Raw genomic sequence first — 19,850 nt, 5'->3', positions numbered from 1 at the left:
TCGGGGGAGTCTGAACGGCATCTGAACGGTTGGGGATGCGTTTCAGGGGGAGTGGAACGGCGCCTCGATCGGTGTGGAACGCGTTTCAGAGGGTGTCGGAAAGCGCTTTGATCGGCATTTTCAGATCGACCAGGAGGTTGAGGTCGGCCTCGGCGGTGCGGCCGAGAGTGGTCAGGTAGTTGCCGACGATGATCGCGTTGATGCCGCCGAGCATGCCGTCGCGGGTGCCGAGATCGCCCAGGGTCAGCTCGCGGCCGCCGGCGTAGCGCAGGATCGTGCGCGGCAGGGCGAGGCGGAAGGTGGCGATCGTCTTGAGCGCCTCCGAACCTTCCAGCATCGGGTAGGACTCGAAAGGCGTGCCGGGACGCGGGTTGAGGAAGTTCAGGGGGACCTCGTCGGGTGCCAGCTCACCGAGCTGCCCGGCGAACTCCGCCCGCTGCTGGAGGGTCTCGCCCATGCCCACGATGCCGCCGCAGCACAGCTCCATCCCGGCCTCGCGCACCATCAGGCAGGTGTCCCAGCGCTCCTCCCACGTGTGGGTGGTGACGACCGACTCGAAGTGGGACCTCGCGGTCTCCAGGTTGTGGTTGTAGCGGTGCACGCCCATCTCGGCCAGCTCGTCGACCTGAGCCTGGGTGAGCATGCCCAGCGAGCAGGCGACGTTGATGTCCACGGCCTCCTGGATCGCCTTGACGCCCTCGCGGACCTGGTCCATCAGCCGCTGGTCGGGCCCCCGGACCGCGGCCACGATGCAGAACTCCGTCGCCCCGGTCTCCGCGGTCTCCTTGGCCGCCTGCACGAGGGAGGGAATGTCCAGCCAGGCCGCGCGGACGGGGGAGGAGAACTGCCCCGACTGGGAGCAGAAGTGACAGTCTTCGGGACAGCCGCCGGTCTTCAGCGAGATGATCCCCTCGACCTCCACCTCCGGGCCGCACCACTTCATCCGGACCTCGTGCGCGAGTGCCAGCAGGTCGGCCAGGCGGTCGTCGGGCAGCTGCAGGCAGCGCAGGGCCTGGGCGGCGTCGAGACCCCGGCCCTCTTCCAGCACCTGCACCCGGGCGATCTCGAGGATGTCGCTCACGTTGCTTCGATCTCCTGCCGTGGTCTGCGGGAAAAGCCTGTCTTCTACGGGAAAAGCCTAAGGGTGGTCCGGAACGCGGTGGGATCGAACCCGCCTCCGAGAGCCGGGCCCAGCCCGGCGCGGGCCGCATGGGCGAAGGACTCCCGATCCAGGAGCCCCGCTCCCTCGGGGAGCGCGCCCACCAGCGGCCTGGCGGCCAGCATCTCCAGATCCGACACGTTGGACCGCTCTGCCAGGCCCGGCTCGGCCGGCCACGACCCGATCACGACCCCGGCCGGCTCCAGCCCCCGGTGGGCCATGGCCTCCAGCGTCAGCGCGGTGTGGTTGAGCGTGCCCAGCGCGGCCCTGGTCACCAGGAGCACCGGCGCCGAGATCATCCGGGCCAGATCGGCCAGGGTCGCCCCCTCCTCGTCGAAACGGACGAGCAGCCCGCCCGCTCCCTCGACGATCACCAGCTGGTGCGACCCGGCCAGCTCCTTGATCCGGACCGCGGCCTGGACGAGGGAGACCGGAGGCAGGCCCGCCAGGCGAGCCGCCGCCGCGGGGGCCAGCGGGTCCGGGAACCTGGACAGCTCGAACGTGGTCCTCACCCCGGAGAGCCGGATGACGTCGTCCAGATCCCCGGGTTCGTTGTCGGTCACCCCGGTCTGCGCGGGCTTCACCACCGCGACGGAGGAACCTCGCTCCCTGGCGAGTGAGGCCACCGCCGCGGTGACGATCGTCTTGCCCACCCCGGTGTCGGTCCCGGTGACCACGAGAATGCTCATCCACCTCACCTTAGGCGGACCCCGGCCCCGCGGGCCCGAACTCCCGCGGCCGGACACGGTCGCGTGCCGCGGGAGGTCAGGGGTGACGGACCCGCGGCCTGCCGGGGCGACGCGGCCCGGTGACGACCTCGTGGCGGGCCTCGGATCTCGCGGAGGTCGCGAGGGCCGAGGGCGGCGCGGCCCGGTGACAGACCTGTGGCAATCCTCGGTTTCGCGGGTTCAGGGGCGACGCAGCCTGGTGACGAACTTGTAGCGGTCGCCTCTGTACAGGGACTGGGCCCACTCCACCGGGTTGCCGTCGGCGTCGAAGGCGTGCCGGGTGAGCATGAGCATCGGCAGGCCGACGTCGACGCCCAGCACCTGCGCGTCGTACGGCGTGGCCAGCACGGTCTCGATGATCTCCTCGGCGTCGGTCAGCCGCACGCTGTAGGCGTTGTACAGCGTTTCGTACAGGGAGGAGTGCACCTCCAGCTCGCGCCTGAGCCTGGGGAAGCGCCGGGCCGACAGGTGGGTGGTGTCGATCGACATCGGCTCGCCGCTGGCCAGGCGCAACCGGTGGATGCGCAGCACCCGGCCGCCGGGGTTGATGGCCAGGCGGCGGGCCAGCGGCTCGTCGGCCGTGATGTAGCTGATGTCGAGGATCTTGGTGTCGGGTTCGAGGCCGACGGTCCGCAGGTCGCCGGTGTAGGACGTCAGCTGGAGGACCTGGGCGACCTTGGGCTGGGAGACGAATGTCCCCTTGCCCTGGATGCGCACCAGGCGGCCCTCGACCACGAGCTCGGACAGGGCCTGGCGCACGGTGGTGCGCGAGGTTTCGAAGCGGACGGCGAGGGTCCGCTCGGGAGGCAGCGCGCTGCCCGCGGGCAGGCTCTTGGTCAGGGCGAGCAGGCTGCGCTTGACGTCGTAGTACTTCGGAATTCTGGGTGAGTCATCGCTCACGACTCCACCTCGCCTAACGGCTCGAAACCGGCGCGGCCGGAGATGCCTCGCCTGATGCCTCGCCCGCTTCGCTCACTCACATGGTCACCTTCATCTCGGCCACGGCGGTGAGCGCACCCTTGATCACCGCTAGATCATCTGAACTCAGATTGGCCCGTGCGGTCAACCGCAGGCAAGAGCGGCCGACCGGCACCGAGGGCGGCCGGAAACATCCGGCCCGCACTCCGCGTTCCGCGCAGACGAGGGCGGCCCGGAGCGCGGTCTCGGGCGGGCCGAGCACGATGGGGACGACCGCACCTGCCGGATCGTTGGTCTCCAGGCCGAGTTCGCGGGCCATCGAGGCCAGTTCTCTCGCCCTGGTCCGTACGTATCCGGGCAGTTCGGGCTGGTTGTGAAGGATATCCACAGCGGCGAGTGCCGCCGCAACGCTGCCGGGGGCCAGCCCGGTGTCGAAGATGAACGAGCGGCCCGTGTCGATGAGGGTCTGGATCACTTCGGGCGCTCCGAGCACGGCTCCGCCCTGGGATCCCAGGGATTTGGAGAGTGTGAGGGTTCTCACTACGCCCGGCTCGGCCGCGAGGCCCGCGGCGTGCACCGCGCCCTGCCCGCGAGGGCCGATGACGCCGATCGAGTGGGCCTCGTCGACGACCAGCAGCGCGTCCTGCCGTACGGTCGCCGCGTACAGCTCCGCCAGGGGCGCCAGATCGCCGTCCACGGAGAAGACCGCGTCGGTGACCACGATCGCGTGATCCTCGTGCCGGTCGGCCAGCGCCTTCTCCACGGCCGTCACGTCCTTGTGCGGGGTGACCACCACGCGCGAGCGCGACAGCCGGCAGGCGTCCACGATCGAGGCGTGGTTGCCCGCCTCGGAGACCACCAGGGCGTCCTTGCCCAGGGCCGCGACGGCCGCCAGGTTGGCCAGGTAGCCGGAGGAGAACACCAGGGAGCCCTCCGCCTCGGCGAACGCGCACAGCCGCGCCTCCAGGCGGGCGTGGAGGGCGGTGGAGCCGGTGACCAGGCGGGAGCCCGTCGAACCGGTGCCCCAGGTCCGAGTGGCCGCTGTGGCCGCCTCCACCAGGCGCTCGTCCCTGGCCAGCCCGAGATAGTCGTTGGACGCGAGGTCGATCAGGCCGTCGTCGTCCGGGGTGCGGGCACGCAGGGTCCGCTTCAGACCCGCTGCCTCCCGTGAGGCCGCCGCGGCGCGGAAACGTGCCAGCGGGTCGGGGGTCTGTTCCATAGGGGGCATTTTCCCAGTCGGTCCCACCCGATTCGCGTTCGGGCCTGCAAAGAACGCATGATGCACGGGTGCCGACTCTAAGCGACCTGGCGGTTCGTCACACCGCGCTCGACGATGCTGACCTCGAGTGGATGCACTCGCTGGTCTCCGACTGGCAGCTTCTCGCGGACCTGTCATTCGCCGATCTCATCCTGTGGATACCGCTCAAGGACGGCTCGGGATGGATCGCGGTCGCGCAGATGCGGCCCACCACGGGGCCCACGGTCTATCACGACGACATCGTCGGGATGATCGCGGCCAAGGGGGAGCGGGTGCTCCTGGAGATCGCCTGGGACGAGCGGCGGATCTGCCGCGAGGGCGATCCCGACTGGTCGAGCGGCGTCCCGGTCCGCGAGGAGACCATTCCGGTACGGCGGGCGGACCACTTTCTCGGCGTCATCCAGCGCTCGACCAACCTGTCGTCCGCGCGCACCCCCTCAAGGCTTGAGCTCACCTACCTGCAGAGCGCCTCCGACCTCGCCCAGATGGTCGCCGAGGGACGGTTCCCGTTCTCGGGCGCGGAGCCGATCCTGGTCCGCTCGCCGCGCGTGGGCGACGGACTGCTCCGGCTGGACCGGGCGGGCCGCGTCACCTACGCCTCGCCGAACGCGCTGTCGGCCTACCGGCGGCTGGGCCTCAACGCCGACCTGGTCGGCGCCGAGCTGGGCCGTACGACCGCGACGCTCTGCTACCGCGACGAGCCCATCAACGAGAACCTGATGATCGTGGCGAGCGGGCGGGAGCCCAGGGAGACCGAGGTGGAGTCGGGCGGCACGGTCGTGCAGCTCCGGGCGATCCCGCTGGTCGTCGGCGGCGGGCGGATCGGCGCGCTGGTGCTCATCAGGGACGTGACCGAGCTGCGGCGGCGCGAGCGGGAGCTGATGACCAAGGATGCCACCATCCGGGAGATCCACCATCGGGTGAAGAACAACCTGCAGACGGTGGCCGCGCTGCTCCGGCTGCAGGCCAGGCGCCTGCAGGTGCCGGAGGGGCGGGAAGCGCTGGAAGAGGCGGTGCGCAGGGTCGGGTCGATCGCCATCGTGCACGAGACGCTGTCCCACACGCCCGAGGAGCAGGTCGACTTCGACGACATCGCCGATCGTGTGATCGCGATGACGGGCGAGGTGGCGGCTCCGGAGGCGCAGGTCGTGCCGCGCCGCATCGGGGCGTTCGGGGTGCTGCGTTCGGAGATCGCGACGCCGCTGGCGATGGTCCTCACCGAGCTGCTGCAGAACGCGGTCCAGCACGGGCTGGCACACCGGCCGGGCAAACTTCAGGTGATCGTGTCCCGCGGGGCCGAAAGGCTGGACGTGATCGTCTCCGATGACGGCACCGGTCTGCCCGAGGGCTTCGACCTGGACTCGTCCACCAGTCTCGGCCTGCAGATCGTGCGCACCCTGGTGGTGGGAGAGCTGTCCGGGCGGCTGGCCATCGAGCCCCGGCAGGGCGGCGGCACGGAGGTCACCCTGGGCATCCCCCTGCCCGCGGTCTGAACGGCCCCTGAACAGGGGCGATGGTGCGCGAGCCCCGCAGGGTCCCGCCGTCTGAGCGGGCGGTGGCGCGCGGGCCCGTAGGGCCTGGCGAGGGGCTGCGGTCCCGTAGTGCTTGCGGGCGTCCCGGGCACGACTCCCCTCCCCGCGGTTCCGAACCGGGGCGGGGAAGGGGGAACACCTCAGGCCGTCTCTTCGCGGATCTCCTCGGATCTTCTCGGATCCAGGGAGGTCCGGCGGATCGGCCGTCGGACGGTGTCGGCGACCCGTTGACGGCGCCGACGATCGAGTGTGATTGGATCAGACGGTGGCGCGGGTGCGGGCGCGGGCCGTACGGCGCTTGAAGGCGCGACGCTCGTCCTCGCTCAGGCCACCCCAGACGCCGGCGTCCTGCCCGGACTCCAGGGCCCACTTCAGGCATGCTTCACTAATGCTGCACGAACGGCAGACCTGCTTGGCCTCTTCGATCTGCATCAGGGCGGGGCCGCTGTTGCCGATGGGGAAGAACAGCTCGGGGTCCACGTCACGGCAGGCAGCTCGGTGGCGCCAGTCCATGCGTCCACTCCTTCGTAAGAGGAGCCCTTGCGGTGGCTCCGTCGGCTCACTTTGTGAAGACTTTCACTAGCCAGCGCGAACAGTATCCCGACCCTTGGTTTGGTTCGGGGGCATGTCCACTTGATCGTCGGTGGCCCGGGAGCGATGTGGCCGCTCAAAGGTCCTACGTTCCGACGTCAATGTTGAGATTGGCAGCCACGCTCTGTGCACGCAAGAGGTTTGGGGGAACGTTTTGCCTGATATGGATGTCGGATGCGTCACACAATGACCGCATGTAACGGGTTAGACCAAGACTTGTAACGCATTCGGGATAGAGCGGAACGTAATCCGCTCGACCTCGCCCAGGTAGTCGCCGTCGAGCTGGAACGCCACGGGGCGCCCGGCGCTCAGGGTGAACTCCTTCTCGTCATGGAGTTGCACCAGGTGGCCGCCGGTGGGAAGGGTGTCGCGGGCTCCGATGATCTGGGGCATCAGATGGGCCATCGCGGGCAGGCCGAGGCGCTGGAGTCCCAGCAGGTCGAGGCCGGTCTCGAAGCTCGCCCACGGGGTCGGGGAGACCGGCCGGGAGCCTATGTAGCTCCACGGGGAGGTGTTGGAGATGATCGCCAGGAAGATGTGGCCGGTCGGCGGCACGTCCGGGCCCTCGACGGTCATGGCGGCATGGCGTTTGTCGGTCGAGAGATAGTGGTGCAACGCGGTGTTCACGTAACGCGTGGGTGTGGCCTTGCGGCCGGTGCCCCGTATGCCCTCGACCGCCCGGATCACCTCGGCGTCATATCCCAGGCCGCTACAGAAAGTGAAATATCTGCTCTGGTCGTCCCAGATCGCCTGGCCGAGGCCGACGGTCCGCCGCCGTCCGTCACGGATCGCCTCAAGCACCGCGCCGACCGCCTCGACCGGGTTGTTCGGCAGGCCGAGAGCCCTCGCGAAGACGTTCGCGCTGCCGCCGGGGATCACCAGCAGAGCCGGCCGATCCACCGCGCTCCCGTCGTCCCCCCGCTTGCCGTCCTCCGCGTTGAGCAGGCCGTTCACGGTCTCGTTGATCGTGCCGTCGCCGCCGAGCACGGCCACCACCTCGTATCCGGAGGCGTGCGCCCCGCGGGAGAGCTGGGCCGCGTGTCCCCGGTATCGGGTCTCCTCGACGGTCAGATCCAGGGTGGCGCCCAGCGCCCTGATGAGCACGTCCCGGGTCCGCTGATTGGTCGTCGTCGCCTTCGGATTCACCAGGAGCATCGCGCGCATAATTTTCAGCGTATCCGCCGTTTACGGCACAGGGGTGGTAAAGAAGCAGGCGGGATGTCCCGGCGATAGGGTTGGCGCGTGCCGAACCGTCCGATGACCCTCACCGTCGCCGCCGCCATCATGGGGCTGGAAGGCGTCACCGCCCTGCTGCTCGGCGGTTACGTCGGCGTCGAGACAGTGATCGGCAAACCGGCCGATCTGATCAGCTCGATCTTCGTCGCCGGATTCGGGATCCTCGTGGGCGCGGGTCTGCTCCGGGTGGCCTGGGGGATGATCCAGGTCGACCGGTGGACGCGGAGTCCGGGCGTGCTGACGCAGATCTTCGCCCTGCCCGTGGGCGTCACGCTGATCCAGTCCGACCAGCAGGCGATCGGCATCCCGCTGATCGCCATCGCAGTGATCGGACTGGTCGCGCTCCTGTCCCCGCCGACGACCCAGGCCCTCTACGGGGACCAGGACTAATCCTCCACGGTCAGGCCTTCACGGAGCTGTGCCAGGGTCCTGGCGAGCAGCCGGGACACGTGCATCTGGGAGATGCCGAGCTCGGTGGCGATCTGTGACTGTGTCATGTTGCCGAAGAATCGCAGCAGCAGGATCCGCTTCTCGCGCGGAGGCAACCGCTCGAGCAGAGGCTTGAGTGACTCGCGATATTCGACGCCCTCCAGGGAGTCGTCCACGATGCCGAGGGAGTCGGCCACCGCGGGCGCGTCGTCGTCACCCGAGTCAGGCGCGTCAAGGGAGACCGTCGAGTAGGCGTTGGCCGACTCCAGCCCCTCGAGCACCTCCTCCTCGGTCATCTTCAGGAACCCGGCGAGCTCGGCGACGGTGGGTGCTCGCCCCTCCCGCTGGGAGAGCTCGCTGATCGCCTTGGTGAGCGAGAGCTTGAGCTCCTGCAGGCGGCGCGGCACGCGGACCGCCCAGCCCTTGTCGCGGAAGTGCCGCTTGATCTCGCCCACGATCGTCGGGGTGGCGTAGGTGGAGAACTCCACCCCTCGGCCGAGGTCGAAGCGGTCGATCGACTTGATCAGACCGATGGTCGCGACCTGGGTGAGATCGTCAAGCCACTCGCCCCGGTTGCGAAACCGGCGGGCGAGATATTCCACCAAGGGAAGGTGCAGCTCGACGAGCTCGTCACGGATACGCTGGCGCCGCGGGTCGTCGGCGGGCAACTCCACCAGTTCCGCGAAGAGCAGGCGCGCGCGCACCCGGTCGGGCACAGCGTGGTCGCTGGCGGCCATGGCACGAGTCCTTTCCGTCACGCTGGCCTCGCTGCGCCTCGGCGCTTGCGGAGCACGATCGCCATACGGTCGGGGGAGTCGGTTACGGCATCCACATCATCAGCCAGGGCGGTGAGCACCATCCAGGCGAAGTCATCGCGGTTCGGTGCGGAACTACCGACCGTGCTGACCTCGACCCGGACCTGCATCAGCTGCCCGGTGAGCTCGAACTCGGCAGTCAGATCGGTGCCGGGAACGGCTTGGGCCAGCAACATCGCGCACGCCTCGTCGACCGCGATCCGCAGATCCTCGATCTCATCCAGCGTAAAGTCCAGCCGTGCGGCCAGTCCGGCGGTCGCCGTACGTAGCACGGACAGATAGGCACTCGCCGCCGGCAGCCGGACGCTCACCACGTCGCGGATACCGCTCATACCGGCCGCAGGCACCTCGGTGTGTTCGGTCACGTTCCTCCTTGCAGAGTCGCTCTCTGCAACCTACAGCCCCTGGACGGTCCTTGGCCCGATTGGACTCGCGATCGGGGTGAATTGACACCACTAGAACATCTGAAGATGTCCAAAAAGGGCGCTTGAACAGGTCAAGCCCCGCATGGTCGCACCTCATGCGGGGCCTGCTGTGCTGATCACGCCGCTGATCACGACGCCGAACGCCGCGATCAGCGGCGGCGCTGCCTTGCTCAGGCGGCCTTGGTCTTCCAGAAGATGTCGGAGATCTCCTCGATCTTGCCCAGGAGCTCGTCAGCCTTGGCGACGTCGACGGTGCCCTTGCCGCCGGCGGCGCCCGCCAGCTTGGTGGCGTCCCAGAAGAGCTGGTGCAGCTGCGGGTAGGTCTCCAGGTGCGGAGGCTTGAAGTAGTCGGTCCACAGCACCCACAGGTGGTGCTTGACGAGCTCGGACCGCTCCTCCTTGATGGTGATCGCGCGGGCGCGGAAGACCGGGTCCTCGTTCGCGGCGTACTTCTCCATGATGGCCTTCACGGATTCGGCCTCGATGCGAGCCTGAGCGGGGTCATACACACCACACGGCAGGTCACAGTGCGCGGAGGCGATGTGCTTGGGTCGCAGAAGTCGTGCGAGCATCGGAAAATCCTTCCTTGATGCTGAGTTCAGCATGGTCCGATTAACGACCTTACTCGTCTTCAAAAACCCGTGTGGGAGGGGGCTGCGCTCCATGAGAGTGCGTGTCGAGGGAGAGTCGATGCTGCCCGCGCTGCGGCCCGGCGACTGGCTGTGGGTGTGGCGCGACGCCCCGGTGAGAGCCGGGGACCTGGTCGTCGCACGCCTTCCGTCCGACCAGGCGAGGCTGATCGTCAAGCGGGCCGTCTGGGAGGCGGACGGGGGATGGTGGCTGGAGAGCGACAACCAGCGCGCCTCCGGCCGCCGCGACAGCTGGGACTTCGGCGCGCTGCCGCCGTCGTCGATCGTCGGCCGGGTGGTGCTGCGTTACTGGCCGCCGCCCTTCCGGCGGGCCGGCTAGGCGGCGGCGTCCACGGGTCGCCTGGCCGCCGTGCCCGGCGGGCGGTCATGGCGTCACGGGTCGTCCACGGCATTACGGACCGCCGTCCACCTTCTGCGGTGCCCGATAAAACAGCCACGGTGCTGCAAATCTTTGGCGGGTCCGGCGGGCGGCCACGATGTTACGGGCTGCCGACCTTCTGGCGGGCCCGGTAGGCGGCCACGTTGGCCCGGCTGGCGCAGCGCTCCGAGCAGTAGCGCCGGGACCGGTTGGAGGAGGTGTCGAGATAGGCCTTGCGGCAGGGCGGCGCCTGGCAGAGGCCGAGCCGGTCCACGCCCAGGTCGGTGACGATGGTGGCCAGGCCCATGACGGCTCCCACGGCGTACTGGTCGGCCATCCGGCCGCCCTCGGTGAGGTGCATGTGCCAGCGCTCGCCGTCGTGACCGGAGATCTGCGGCTGGACCGGATGGTGGATCAGCAGCGAGTTGAGCCGGTCGACCACGGCCTGCTCGTCGCCGGCGTCCGCGGTCTCGAACACGATGATGAGCTCTTCGCGGAGGTCGCGCAGGGCGTCGAGGTCGCCGCGGGTGAGACGGCAGCCCGGCCGATAGCGGCCACCCTCTTCCAGGAGAGCGCGCAGACCTTCCAGACCGGTCAGCCGGTCGGGGCTGTTGATCAGTAGTACGGCCAGCTCGGCGTAGGTGGTCAGGTCCATCGGGTGACCCGTCAATGTAAGCGATGAATAGGGATTTCGAGTATTACACGAGTGGCGCTATTAACACCACGTCAACAAGGTAAGTGACCTCTGGCATCTGGCGGAGTCTCAACATGTGGCACAATCGAGCGACGGGTGACCCCCGACCCCTCCAGGCGACCGAGCTCAGTGAGCAGGCCCCGAGCGGCTACCGAAGCCCGGGACACGCTTCCTGCGGCCGCCTCCGAAGGAACTATCCGTCTGACTGAACCAACAGGGGTCACTGTGGCTTTCACGCCATCCTCCACTTCCCTCGAGACGCTCGAAGCTCTTGATACGGACCCGGCCTTCGCCCTGCACCGCGGCGGCAAGCTGGAGGTCCGCTCGACCGTCCCGGTCCGCGACGCCGACGACCTCGCACTCGCCTACACCCCGGGTGTGGCCAGGGTCTGCAGTGCGATCGCCGAGAACCCGGAGCTCGCCAAGGACTACACCTGGGTGTCCAACGTGGTCGCCGTCGTCTCCGACGGCACCGCGGTGCTCGGACTCGGAGACATCGGGCCCTCCGCCGCCATGCCGGTCATGGAGGGCAAGGCCCTGCTGTTCAAGCAGTTCGCGAACGTCGACGCGGTGCCGATCTGTCTCGACTGCACCGACGTGGACGCGCTGGTCGAGACGGTCGTGCGGCTCGCGCCCTCCTTCGGGGGCATCAACCTGGAAGACATCAGCGCGCCCCGTTGCTTCGAGGTCGAAGACCGGCTGCGCGAGCTTCTGGACATCCCGGTCTTCCACGACGACCAGCACGGCACCGCGATCGTGGTGCTGGCGGCGCTGAAGAACGCCGCCCGGCTGACCGGCCGCTCGCTGGGCGAGCTGCGGGTCGTGGTCGCCGGCGCCGGCGCCTCCGGGGTCGCCGTCAGCCGGATCCTGCTCAACGCGGGCATCGGTGACATCGGGGTGTCCGACTCCAAGGGCCTGATCTACCAGGGCCGCGAGGGGCTCAACTCGGTGAAGGAGGCCCTGGCGCGCGACACCAACAGGGCCGACCTGCGAGGTTCCACGGAGCACGCGCTGGCCGGGGCCGACGTGTTCGTCGGCCTGTCGGGCTCGACGGTCTCCGAGCAGGCCATCGCGTCGATGGCGCCCGGCTCGATCGTCTTCGCGCTGTCCAACCCGACGCCGGAGGTGCATCCGGAGATCGCCAGGAAGCACGCGCAGGTGGTCGCGACCGGCCGTTCCGACTTCCCCAACCAGATCAACAACGTGCTGGCCTTCCCCGGTGTCTTCCGGGGAGCGCTCGACGTCCGTGCCACCACCATCACCGAGAACATGAAGGTCGCCGCGGCCGAGGCGCTGGCCGCCGTGGTCGGGGACGACCTGTCGGCCGACTACGTGATCCCGAGCCCGTTCGACGAGCGCGTCGCCCCCGCCGTCATCGCCGCGGTCGCCGCGCAGGCCCGCGCCGACGGGGTCGCCCGCATCTAGGGTCCGACCTTGCCGCGAAAATCGGTCCCGGCGGAAACCAGTCATCGGGGCTCTGGAGCCGGCTGTCCTCGTTGAGATCCCGCCGGGTCTCACCGGTCAGGCCGTGGAGATCACGTCGTGGGCCGGACACCGGCTCCCGGCGGCCCGTGACGCCGCCGCCAAGCGGGCACGCCGGAAGGGCGGCGGCCGGCAACGCGGCACAACCCGGCCGGCAAGCGAAGCGGCGGCGGACCGATGCATCGGTCCGCCGCCGCTGTGGTGGTGGTCAGTTGGGTGGGTCATCCGTACCCGAGGCGCCTTCATCCCGGTGGAGACGGTCGATCGGGAGGCCGAAGGAGCCGAACAGGTCCGCCCGGTGGAAGGCGAGCACCGAGGACACGCCTGCGCCGGTCAGGGTCAGCACCTCGATCGAGTGCGCATGGAAGGCGCCGTCGCGACCGCGGACGTACTTCGCGAACGCCGGTTGCCCGTTCGCGGACGTCTCCACCAAGATCCGCAGACCTTCCCCCGGCGTCACCTTCGCCCTGAGCAGGCGCAGCACGTCGTCGCGACCGTCGAACCAGGTCGGGATCGGCGGCATCTCCCACCGGGTGTCCTGAGTCAGCAGACCTTCCAGAGCGGCCAGGTCCGCCTTCTCGAAGGCCTTGGCGTACTGGTCGAGCAGGGCCCGCCGTACGGGCTCGTCCGGTTCGCTGAACTGGTCCTCGGCGGGTGCGAGCTTGGCCAGCTCGGCACGGGCCCTCTGGAGCGAGCTGTTGACCGCCGCGGTGGTCGTGTCGAGCAGACCGGCCACCTCGGACGCCTGCCAGGCGAGCACATCCCGCAGAATCAGTACGGCGCGCTGCCGCGGCGGCAGGTGCTGCAGGGCGGCGACCATCGCCAGTCTGAGGCTCTGCCGAGTCCCCACGACCAGAGCCGGGTCGGCGCTCAGCATCAGGTCGGGGAACGGCTCCAGCCAGCTGGTCTCCAGGGCCCGCTCCTCCAGGTCGTCCGGGTCGACGCCGGGCGCGCCCAGTGCCGACGGCACCATCCGGCGACTGCTGTGCTGCAGGGCGTTCAGACAGACCCGGGTCGCGATCCGGTAGAGCCAGGTCCTGACCGACGAGCGCTGCTCGAACTCCGCGAACCCCCGCCACGCCCGCAGATACGTCTCCTGCACGGCGTCTTCGGCGTCGTGCAGCGACCCGAACATCCGGTAGCAGTGCGCGACCAGCTCACCCCGGTAACGCGCGAACTCGTCCTCCAGATTCAACGTAACTCCTCGACCAGCTCCTGCCGGGCCACCGGACCTGTTGTACTTCGCCGCATGGTGATCCCGAGTCCTGCGAGCGCTCCGAGCAACGACAGTACGCCGCAGACGGCCAGGGCCCGGGTGAACCCGGTGGTGAAGGACTCGTAGCCCCCGGCGCCGGCGAACACCGCGGCCGGTACGGCGACTCCGACGACACCGCCGAGCTGCCGCATCATGCTGTAGATGCCGGAGGCGATCCCGACGGATTCGCGGGGCAGCGCTCCGATACTGGCGCTCTGTGTCGCCGGCATCGCCATCGAGACGCCGCAACCGGCCACGATGAGCGGCAGCACCAGTTCGGAGTAGTGGACCGTGCCGCCGCCGACCTGACCGATCCAGAACAGGCCGGCCGCCTGCAAGGCCAGCCCGGTCACCACCAGCGGACGTTCGCCGATCCGATCCACCAGACGGCCGGCGAGGGGCGCCACCAGGAACAGCGTGGCCGTCCACGGCAGGAGCTGCAGCCCGGCCTTCAGAGGACCGGAGCCGAAGGTGGCCTGCATGAACTGGGCGAGGAAGAACACGGCGCCGTAGAGCGCCGCGGTCAGGAAGAAGCCGGCCGCGTTGCCGGCCGAGAACGCCCTCGACCGGAAGAACGTCAGCGGCACCATCGGCTGCGGCGCGCGACTCTCCCAGGCCAGGAACCCCAGCAGCAGGAGGCCTCCGAGCACGAACGAACCGATCACCTCCAGGCTGTTCCAGCCCGCCGCGGGCCCGCGGACGACGCCCCAGACGATGCCGAGGACGGCGAGGGTGATCAGCGCCGCGCCGCCCGGATCGAGCCGGCGAGCCGTTCCCCTGCTCTCGGGGATCCACCGGAGGACGAGAGGGATCGCCAGGGCACCGACCGGCACGTTGATCCAGAAGATCCATTGCCAGGCGAGCCCCTGGGTCACGGCACCGCCGATCATCGGACCGCCCAGCACCGCCAGACCGGTCAGGCCGCTGAAGACGCCGATCGCCCAGCCGCGGCGTTCAGGGGGGAAGGCGGCACCGAGCAGGCTCATCGCCAATGGCATCACGGCCGCCGCGCCGATTCCCTGGAGGGTCCGGGCGGCTATCAGCAACGGCACCGAGGTCGCCAGCGCACAGGCGATCGACGCGATGGAGAAGAGGGCCAGGCCGGCCGCGAACGTCCGGCGCCGGCCCCACCGGTCGCCGATCGCCGCCGCGGTCACCAGCAGCATCGCGAAGCTGAGGCTGTAGGCGTTCACCGTCCATTCCAGCTGTTCGATCGAGGCGCCGAGATCCTGCCTGATGGTGGTCAGCGCCGCCGCGACCACCAGGGTGTCGAGCGCGACCATCACCGAGCCGATCGAGGCCAGGGCCAGCACCCGGCGTTGCTCGACGGTCGTCCGTTCCTTGCTGCTCACGAGGGTCCTCCAGAAGTTCACTGTCACCGGTACTGACAGCGGCGGAGGACCGAACTCATCGCGACTCGTCGCGGCGATGAGTTCGGGGTGCCGGCGCGGTCAGAAGAAGTGACAGCCAACGACCGAGGAGAACCGTGATGACCGCAGCAGTGATCCGCTACCAGACCAGGCCAGAGGCCGCCGACAGGAACCAGCACCTGATCGAGAACGTCTTCGCGGAGCTGGCGAGTACGGCGCCACCCGGCCTGCACTACAGCTCGTTCCGGCTGGCAGACGGCGTCACCTTCGTCCACGTGGTCGACGGTGAGGGCCTGTCCGGACTGGCCGCCTTCCAGGAGTTCCAGCGCGAGTTCGGCGACCGCCTGGCCGTCGGTCCCGCCCGCGACGCCGCCACCCTGATCGGCTCGTACTCCGCCGGGGTGGTGCCCGCGAACGGTTAGCGCTAAGGCCCGGCGGCGAGTCGGCCGACCCCACGGAGCGCCCGACTCGCTCAGCCGCTTCCCGGTCACCGCGACCGATCGGCGCAGCGGCGAGTAGGTCGACGCTACGGAGCGTCCGGCTTGCTCAGCCGCTTCCCGGTCGCCGCGTTACCTGGCGCCCAGGGGAGCTCGCCGGGCGAGGACCTTGCGATGGCTGATCCTCCACCCCTGGTCACCGTACGAGACCGTGTCCTCGTAGGTCACGCTTCCGCTCGTGCCGTCGGCGTTGATGCCGATTCCCTTGGACCGGGCTCGCACCCGATTGTCGGCGAGTTCGGTGAGAACGATGTTCGTGACGTGGTGGCCGACGGGGTTCAACGCGCCCATCGCGAGTGCGGCGTCCCGAAGCGCCGTCAGCCCCTCGATCGATCCACCACCCATGTCCGTGACGTCATAGGTGACGTCGGTGGTGAACACCTCGTGCATCCGGTCGAACTCGCCGTCGTCGACCAGGTGCCCGTGCAGCGAGATCAGCTCTGTGATGGCCGTACGGTCCTCAGCGGTCAGTGTCATCAGGGTCCTCTCGTCAGAGCTCGGGACGGTACGGCGGTCAAACTCGGCCTCGCCGTCGACATGTGACTTCCCGCGCCTGGAACGGTGATACGGGGACTTCCCCGTTTAGGTTGGTAGAGTAACCGGGGAAATCCCCGCTTAACAACCTGGAGTAGCCGATGGCACGTAGCGGAGATGAGCGAGCCGCCCCCGGGCGGGCGCGGAGAGCGGACGCCGCGCGAAACGCCGAGCTGCTGCTCTCAGCGGCGAAGGAGCTCTTCGACGAGTACGGTCCCGAGGTCGCGCTGGACGACGTGGCGCGCCGGGCCGGCCTCGGCAACGCGACGCTCTACCGGCATTTCCCCACCCGCGGCGATCTGTTCGTCGCCGTGTACGCGGACGAGGTGGACGCGCTCTGCCTGCGGGGCGCAGCCCTGCTCCACGAACCCTCGGCGGCCGAGGCGCTCTTCGACTGGCTGGACGGCTTCATCGTCCACGTCGCGACAAAACGTGCCCTGGCCCTCGCCGCCACCGAGAGCCCGGACGGTCGCCGCACGGAGCTGTTCGATCGGTGGCACGAGTCGATGAGATCGACCGCGGAAAGTCTGCTCATCCGGGCGAGAGACGCCGGTGCCGTCCGGTCCGACCTCTCCGTGGGCGACCTGCTCGCACTGACAAGCGCGGCCGCCATGGTCAGCGCCGACACTCACCACGCACGCCGGCTCCTGCAGTTCCTGCGCCGCGGCTTCGAAGCGGCCGAGACAGACCCACCGACCCCGTTTTCCGCCTGATCCCCGGGGCGACGACGGTTTTACCCTGTTCGATGGGTCCGCCGACCTCTCATCACGGCCCGGCGTGCTTCTCGGCGAGAGGCTCGGTGTGGGCGTGCCCGGCACCTTCGGCACGCCCAGCGTGCGATCAGTTCACCTTGGCGACCTGCCCCGCGGGCGGGGCCTTGATCACAACCTTGGCTCCCCAGCCGCTGTAGTAGGTGTTGACCTCGGAGCCGCCACCGAGCACCCCTGCGGCGCTGTTCTTGGCTCGCGTCCACGCGGTGACCAGTCGTACGACCCGACCCCGGTTGTCCAGCAGGAGCTGCCAGGCGATCCGGGTGTCGCCCGACTTCCCGAACTGCTTCCGGCAGGCGGCCGACACCGTGCACAGCGCCTTCGCCGTGATGACACCGGCATAGCGCGTGGCGGGCACACCCCTGACGACCTGATGGGGAGTCTTGGTATTCGTGGTCATCAGGATCTTACGCAGGGTCAAGGGCTCGAAGATGTTGATGTTCTGCTCGGAAAGCTCGTACGGCTGAAACTTCAGGATCGGGCTGCGCGCCCATGTCTTTCCCGCCGGGAGCATGTCCGACCAAGCCCCGCCCGAACCATAGGTCACACCGCCGACCACGCGGAATCTGAACTTGTTTCCACCGGCGGTGACACGGGTGACCTCACCCGCGGCGAGTTTCCCCTTGTCGAATGCCAGGACGCCTTTGACGCTGAGCTTGCTGGCAGGTTTGGACGAGTCGCCGCCGATCCAGGTTTTCGACGTTCCGGAGATTGTCACCCCCTGCCCCGGGACCAGGAGCTTCTGCAACACCGTCACCGGGTCGGCCGGTGCCGCCAGAGCCGTCTGCGGTGAGACGAGCGTTATCAGTGAAACGGAAGCAACGACCAGGAAGGCACGCTGGAGCGCCATCTACGAAACCTTTCGCAGGGATATTCACGAACGTCGACAGGGATTCAGCAGGTCGAATCATGTGGCTTTTCGCCGATCAGCGCAACCCATATAATGAATCCACAGGTAACATCCGCCAATTCGCTGCGGAGAGAACCACCGTTTCTCAGCCCTCTGGATCTCGTTGGCCGCCATACAGCCCGACCAGAGACGCTCTACCAGTCGTGCCGCCGAAAAATGCAGGTCATATGCGGTACCGGAAAGTCACTTTCAGATAGATGGCCGAGTAGCCAGCCTTCGCGTTCTATGGCGTCGATCAGATCGGTCGCACCCCGCGCCGCATGAGTCTGTCGAAATTGTTCGGTGACGATGTGCGCGACGAAGACCATGCGCTCTCCCAGTCGTGCCAGTCGCGCATTCTCAAGGGTTCGTTGAACGTCCTCTTCGTTTTTGGACGTCATCCGGGGTCTGGCTCCTTCATCGTGTCCGGCGTATCGAGGGCGCTGAGATCACAAACGATCCCGCGCCGAGGAGGGTTCCGCTCGGCCACATCGCCTCGACTCCGGAGTTATCGCAAGGAGAACGATCCTCATTCTCCGGCACCCATTTGGGGAGGCCGAGCACGGAAACAGATGCGGAGAGCCGACATCCGCCGGTTCGATGACGGGGTGGATTCAGAGTGGTCGCAGGGCTCAGGTTTCCTGGTCGGCGAGGGTGAGGCCGCGTTCGGCGAGTGCGGCGCGTAGCCGGCGGATGGCTTTGGGGCCCATGCCGTGTAGTTGCAGAAGCTGCTGCTCGGTCATTGAGGCGACCTGGGGGAGTGTCGTGTAGCCGGCGCCGGCCAGGGCTCGGCGCGCCGGTGCCCCAATGCCGCTCGGGATGTCGTCATCGCCGTGGCTCGACATGGTGCCTCCTTGATCAGGTGGGTGATCTCGGTGGACCACCGCTCTGGATCGGATTGGTCAGACAGGTCTTGTGACGGACGGATGAATAACCCTATGGAATAGTGCCTGTCCCCGGCGGGCCGGAATAGTGGCGGGAGCCTGCTCCTGGCACTACCGGTGTCGGCAGAGCACTGGTTACGGGTGAAGCCCGGCCGGAAAGTGGTTGTTGGGGCCGTACGAGAAGCGGTGTCACACGGTGGGCACGCTCCGGCCACGCCTTCGCCCGTACGTCGGCCGGCCGGCGATCTCGCGGCCCTCGTCGCGCATCTCGTCCACAACGAGTGCGTGAACGCGCCTGGGCGGCGGATACCGCCGGCCCGTCCGATAAGACATCAGGAACAGGAACACCATGACTTCCCACGCACGGATCACCACCCCGTTCACCCGTGATTCCACCGCCGACGAGGTCCTCGCGAGTGTCGACCTGACCGGCAGACGCGCCGTCGTCACCGGCAGCACCTCCGGTATCGGCGTCGAGACCGCCCGCGCACTGGCCGCGGCGGGAGCCGAGGTGACACTCGCGGTGCGCGACATCAAGGCCGGCGAGCGAACCGCGGCCGAGATCACGTCGAAGACCGGCAACCGCACCGTCTCGGCCGCCCCACTGGAGTTGACCGATCGGTCCTCCGTCGCCGCTTTCACGGCGGCCTGGGAAGGCCCGCTGCACATCCTGGTCAACAACGCCGGCATCATGGCCCTGCCCGAGCTGCACCGTACGCCGGAGGGATGGGAGCTCCAGTTCGCCACGAACCACCTCGGGCACTTCGGGCTGACGCTCGGGCTGCATGACGCCCTGGCGGCGGCGGGTGGCGCACGCATCGTCGCCGTCAGCTCCAACGGGCACCTGCGCGCTCCGATCACCTTCGACGACATCCACTTCGAGCGCCGTGCGTACGACCCGTGGGCGGCCTACGGGCAGTCCAAGACGGCCAACGTGCTCCTCGCCGTCGAGGCGACCAGGCGATGGGCCGCCGACGGCATCGTCGCCAACGCGCTCTATCCCGGCGGCATCCACACCAACCTGCAGCGCCATGCCCAAGGCGCGGAGATGACCGCCGAGATCAAGGCGATCTTCGACGACTACCCGTGGCGGAGCACGGAGCAGGGTGCGGCGACCTCGGTGCTTCTCGCGGCGTCACCGCTCCTCGACGGGATCGGCGGCCGGTACTTCGAGAACTGCAACGAGGCCCTTCCGCACGATCCCACCACGGCGGGTGAGTCGATGGAGGCCGGCGGCGTCGCCGCCCACGCCCTTGACCCCGAGGCCGCAGCACGCCTGTGGGACGTCGCGCTCGACATGCTGACCGGCTGAATACAAAGTCCCGTCGCGAGCCGATGCCCACAGCCTCGACCGGAGAGCCGATGACGGCGTCGGC

At 68.6% G+C, this 19,850-nt stretch carries 23 protein-coding genes; 7 read left to right on the top strand and 16 right to left on the bottom strand.

From position 1 onward, the window contains the following. Positions 1-85: 85 nt before the first annotated feature. The 4 genes from bioB to DKM19_RS40190 all read right to left on the bottom strand — a co-directional run bounded on the left by bioB (position 86) and on the right by DKM19_RS40190 (position 4,024). Positions 86-1,081: a biotin synthase BioB gene (bioB, locus tag DKM19_RS40205; protein WP_110703320.1), complete on the bottom strand. Its 996-nt coding sequence runs from the start codon at positions 1,079-1,081 to the stop codon at positions 86-88. Positions 1,082-1,125: 44 nt separating this feature from the next. After that, positions 1,126-1,848, bottom strand: coding sequence for a dethiobiotin synthase (gene bioD, locus DKM19_RS40200; protein ID WP_110703317.1), 723 nt, complete (start codon positions 1,846-1,848; stop codon positions 1,126-1,128). Positions 1,849-2,067: 219 nt separating this feature from the next. Continuing rightward, complete coding sequence (locus DKM19_RS40195; RefSeq protein ID WP_089213362.1) at positions 2,068-2,787, bottom strand: GntR family transcriptional regulator; 720 nt, start codon at positions 2,785-2,787, stop codon at positions 2,068-2,070. A 76-nt stretch (positions 2,788-2,863) separates the two neighbouring features. Beyond that, the gene (locus DKM19_RS40190; protein WP_239513849.1) at positions 2,864-4,024 is read right to left on the bottom strand and encodes an 8-amino-7-oxononanoate synthase; all 1,161 of its coding nucleotides are present in this window, start codon (positions 4,022-4,024) and stop codon (positions 2,864-2,866) included. A gap of 68 nt (positions 4,025-4,092) precedes the next feature. Between DKM19_RS40190 and DKM19_RS40185 the strand changes: the two genes are divergently transcribed. Next, positions 4,093-5,556: a sensor histidine kinase gene (locus DKM19_RS40185; protein WP_110703311.1), complete on the top strand. Its 1,464-nt coding sequence runs from the start codon at positions 4,093-4,095 to the stop codon at positions 5,554-5,556. Between the two features lie 297 nt (positions 5,557-5,853). Here the strand turns inward: DKM19_RS40185 and DKM19_RS40180 are convergent, their stop codons facing one another. After that, the gene (locus DKM19_RS40180) at positions 5,854-6,108 is read right to left on the bottom strand and encodes a WhiB family transcriptional regulator (RefSeq protein ID WP_089213359.1); all 255 of its coding nucleotides are present in this window, start codon (positions 6,106-6,108) and stop codon (positions 5,854-5,856) included. Between the two features lie 282 nt (positions 6,109-6,390). Continuing rightward, on the bottom strand, positions 6,391-7,350 hold the full coding sequence (locus tag DKM19_RS40175) for a diacylglycerol kinase family protein (protein ID WP_110703308.1): 960 nt from the start codon (positions 7,348-7,350) through the stop codon (positions 6,391-6,393). Between the two features lie 78 nt (positions 7,351-7,428). On the opposite strand from DKM19_RS40175, the gene DKM19_RS40170 reads away from it, so the two are divergent. Then, on the top strand, positions 7,429-7,812 hold the full coding sequence (locus DKM19_RS40170) for a hypothetical protein (protein ID WP_239513848.1): 384 nt from the start codon (positions 7,429-7,431) through the stop codon (positions 7,810-7,812). On the opposite strand, the gene DKM19_RS40165 is transcribed toward DKM19_RS40170, so the two are convergent. The 3 genes from DKM19_RS40165 to sodN all read right to left on the bottom strand — a co-directional run bounded on the left by DKM19_RS40165 (position 7,809) and on the right by sodN (position 9,663). Then, entirely contained in the window at positions 7,809-8,588 is a 780-nt protein-coding gene (locus DKM19_RS40165; RefSeq protein WP_179282577.1) for an RNA polymerase sigma factor SigF, read from the bottom strand. The two genes, DKM19_RS40170 and DKM19_RS40165, sit on opposite strands and share 4 nt — an antisense overlap. A 17-nt stretch (positions 8,589-8,605) precedes the next feature. Beyond that, entirely contained in the window at positions 8,606-9,031 is a 426-nt protein-coding gene (locus DKM19_RS40160) for an anti-sigma factor (protein WP_110703301.1), read from the bottom strand. Positions 9,032-9,261: 230 nt separating this feature from the next. Beyond that, positions 9,262-9,663 (bottom strand): superoxide dismutase, Ni, encoded by a 402-nt coding sequence (gene sodN, locus DKM19_RS40155; RefSeq protein WP_110703298.1) that lies wholly within the window; start codon positions 9,661-9,663, stop codon positions 9,262-9,264. 91 nt (positions 9,664-9,754) lie between these two features. On the opposite strand from sodN, the gene DKM19_RS40150 reads away from it, so the two are divergent. Beyond that, positions 9,755-10,060: a S24 family peptidase gene (locus DKM19_RS40150; RefSeq protein WP_110703295.1), complete on the top strand. Its 306-nt coding sequence runs from the start codon at positions 9,755-9,757 to the stop codon at positions 10,058-10,060. A 160-nt stretch (positions 10,061-10,220) separates the two neighbouring features. Here the strand turns inward: DKM19_RS40150 and DKM19_RS40145 are convergent, their stop codons facing one another. Then, a complete protein-coding gene (locus tag DKM19_RS40145; protein ID WP_089213354.1) occupies positions 10,221-10,754 on the bottom strand; it encodes a CGNR zinc finger domain-containing protein in 534 nt (177 codons plus the stop codon). A 264-nt stretch (positions 10,755-11,018) separates the two neighbouring features. Between DKM19_RS40145 and DKM19_RS40140 the strand changes: the two genes are divergently transcribed. Next, complete coding sequence (locus DKM19_RS40140) at positions 11,019-12,218, top strand: NADP-dependent malic enzyme (RefSeq protein ID WP_110703292.1); 1,200 nt, start codon at positions 11,019-11,021, stop codon at positions 12,216-12,218. A gap of 265 nt (positions 12,219-12,483) precedes the next feature. Here DKM19_RS40140 and DKM19_RS40135 read toward each other — a convergent pair whose 3' ends face one another. Further along, a complete protein-coding gene (locus DKM19_RS40135; protein WP_110703289.1) occupies positions 12,484-13,470 on the bottom strand; it encodes a sigma-70 family RNA polymerase sigma factor in 987 nt (328 codons plus the stop codon). After that, entirely contained in the window at positions 13,467-14,882 is a 1,416-nt protein-coding gene (locus DKM19_RS40130) for an MFS transporter (RefSeq protein WP_110706327.1), read from the bottom strand. Before DKM19_RS40130 ends, DKM19_RS40135 begins: the two co-directional genes overlap by 4 nt. A gap of 137 nt (positions 14,883-15,019) precedes the next feature. Between DKM19_RS40130 and DKM19_RS40125 the strand changes: the two genes are divergently transcribed. Next, on the top strand, positions 15,020-15,322 hold the full coding sequence (locus DKM19_RS40125) for a hypothetical protein (protein ID WP_110703286.1): 303 nt from the start codon (positions 15,020-15,022) through the stop codon (positions 15,320-15,322). 147 nt (positions 15,323-15,469) lie between these two features. On the opposite strand, the gene DKM19_RS40120 is transcribed toward DKM19_RS40125, so the two are convergent. After that, the gene (locus DKM19_RS40120) at positions 15,470-15,874 is read right to left on the bottom strand and encodes a nuclear transport factor 2 family protein (protein ID WP_110703283.1); all 405 of its coding nucleotides are present in this window, start codon (positions 15,872-15,874) and stop codon (positions 15,470-15,472) included. Between the two features lie 158 nt (positions 15,875-16,032). Between DKM19_RS40120 and DKM19_RS40115 the strand changes: the two genes are divergently transcribed. Then, on the top strand, positions 16,033-16,644 hold the full coding sequence (locus DKM19_RS40115; protein ID WP_110703280.1) for a TetR/AcrR family transcriptional regulator: 612 nt from the start codon (positions 16,033-16,035) through the stop codon (positions 16,642-16,644). A gap of 127 nt (positions 16,645-16,771) precedes the next feature. Here DKM19_RS40115 and DKM19_RS40110 read toward each other — a convergent pair whose 3' ends face one another. The 3 genes from DKM19_RS40110 to DKM19_RS40105 all read right to left on the bottom strand — a co-directional run bounded on the left by DKM19_RS40110 (position 16,772) and on the right by DKM19_RS40105 (position 18,435). Then, positions 16,772-17,551: a hypothetical protein gene (locus tag DKM19_RS40110; RefSeq protein WP_110703278.1), complete on the bottom strand. Its 780-nt coding sequence runs from the start codon at positions 17,549-17,551 to the stop codon at positions 16,772-16,774. A gap of 194 nt (positions 17,552-17,745) precedes the next feature. Continuing rightward, on the bottom strand, positions 17,746-17,991 hold the full coding sequence (locus tag DKM19_RS50200) for a hypothetical protein (RefSeq protein WP_162642119.1): 246 nt from the start codon (positions 17,989-17,991) through the stop codon (positions 17,746-17,748). Between the two features lie 231 nt (positions 17,992-18,222). Next, positions 18,223-18,435 (bottom strand): helix-hairpin-helix domain-containing protein, encoded by a 213-nt coding sequence (locus DKM19_RS40105; RefSeq protein ID WP_110703275.1) that lies wholly within the window; start codon positions 18,433-18,435, stop codon positions 18,223-18,225. Between the two features lie 388 nt (positions 18,436-18,823). Between DKM19_RS40105 and DKM19_RS40100 the strand changes: the two genes are divergently transcribed. Then, on the top strand, positions 18,824-19,786 hold the full coding sequence (locus DKM19_RS40100) for an SDR family NAD(P)-dependent oxidoreductase (protein ID WP_110703272.1): 963 nt from the start codon (positions 18,824-18,826) through the stop codon (positions 19,784-19,786). Positions 19,787-19,850: the final 64 nt, after the last annotated feature.

This window comes from Streptosporangium sp. 'caverna' (genome assembly GCF_003203775.1).
Classification (GTDB): domain Bacteria; phylum Actinomycetota; class Actinomycetes; order Streptosporangiales; family Streptosporangiaceae; genus Streptosporangium; species Streptosporangium subroseum.
Note: the sequence above shows the minus strand (reverse complement) of the source record. Positions and strands in the feature narration are given on the sequence as shown.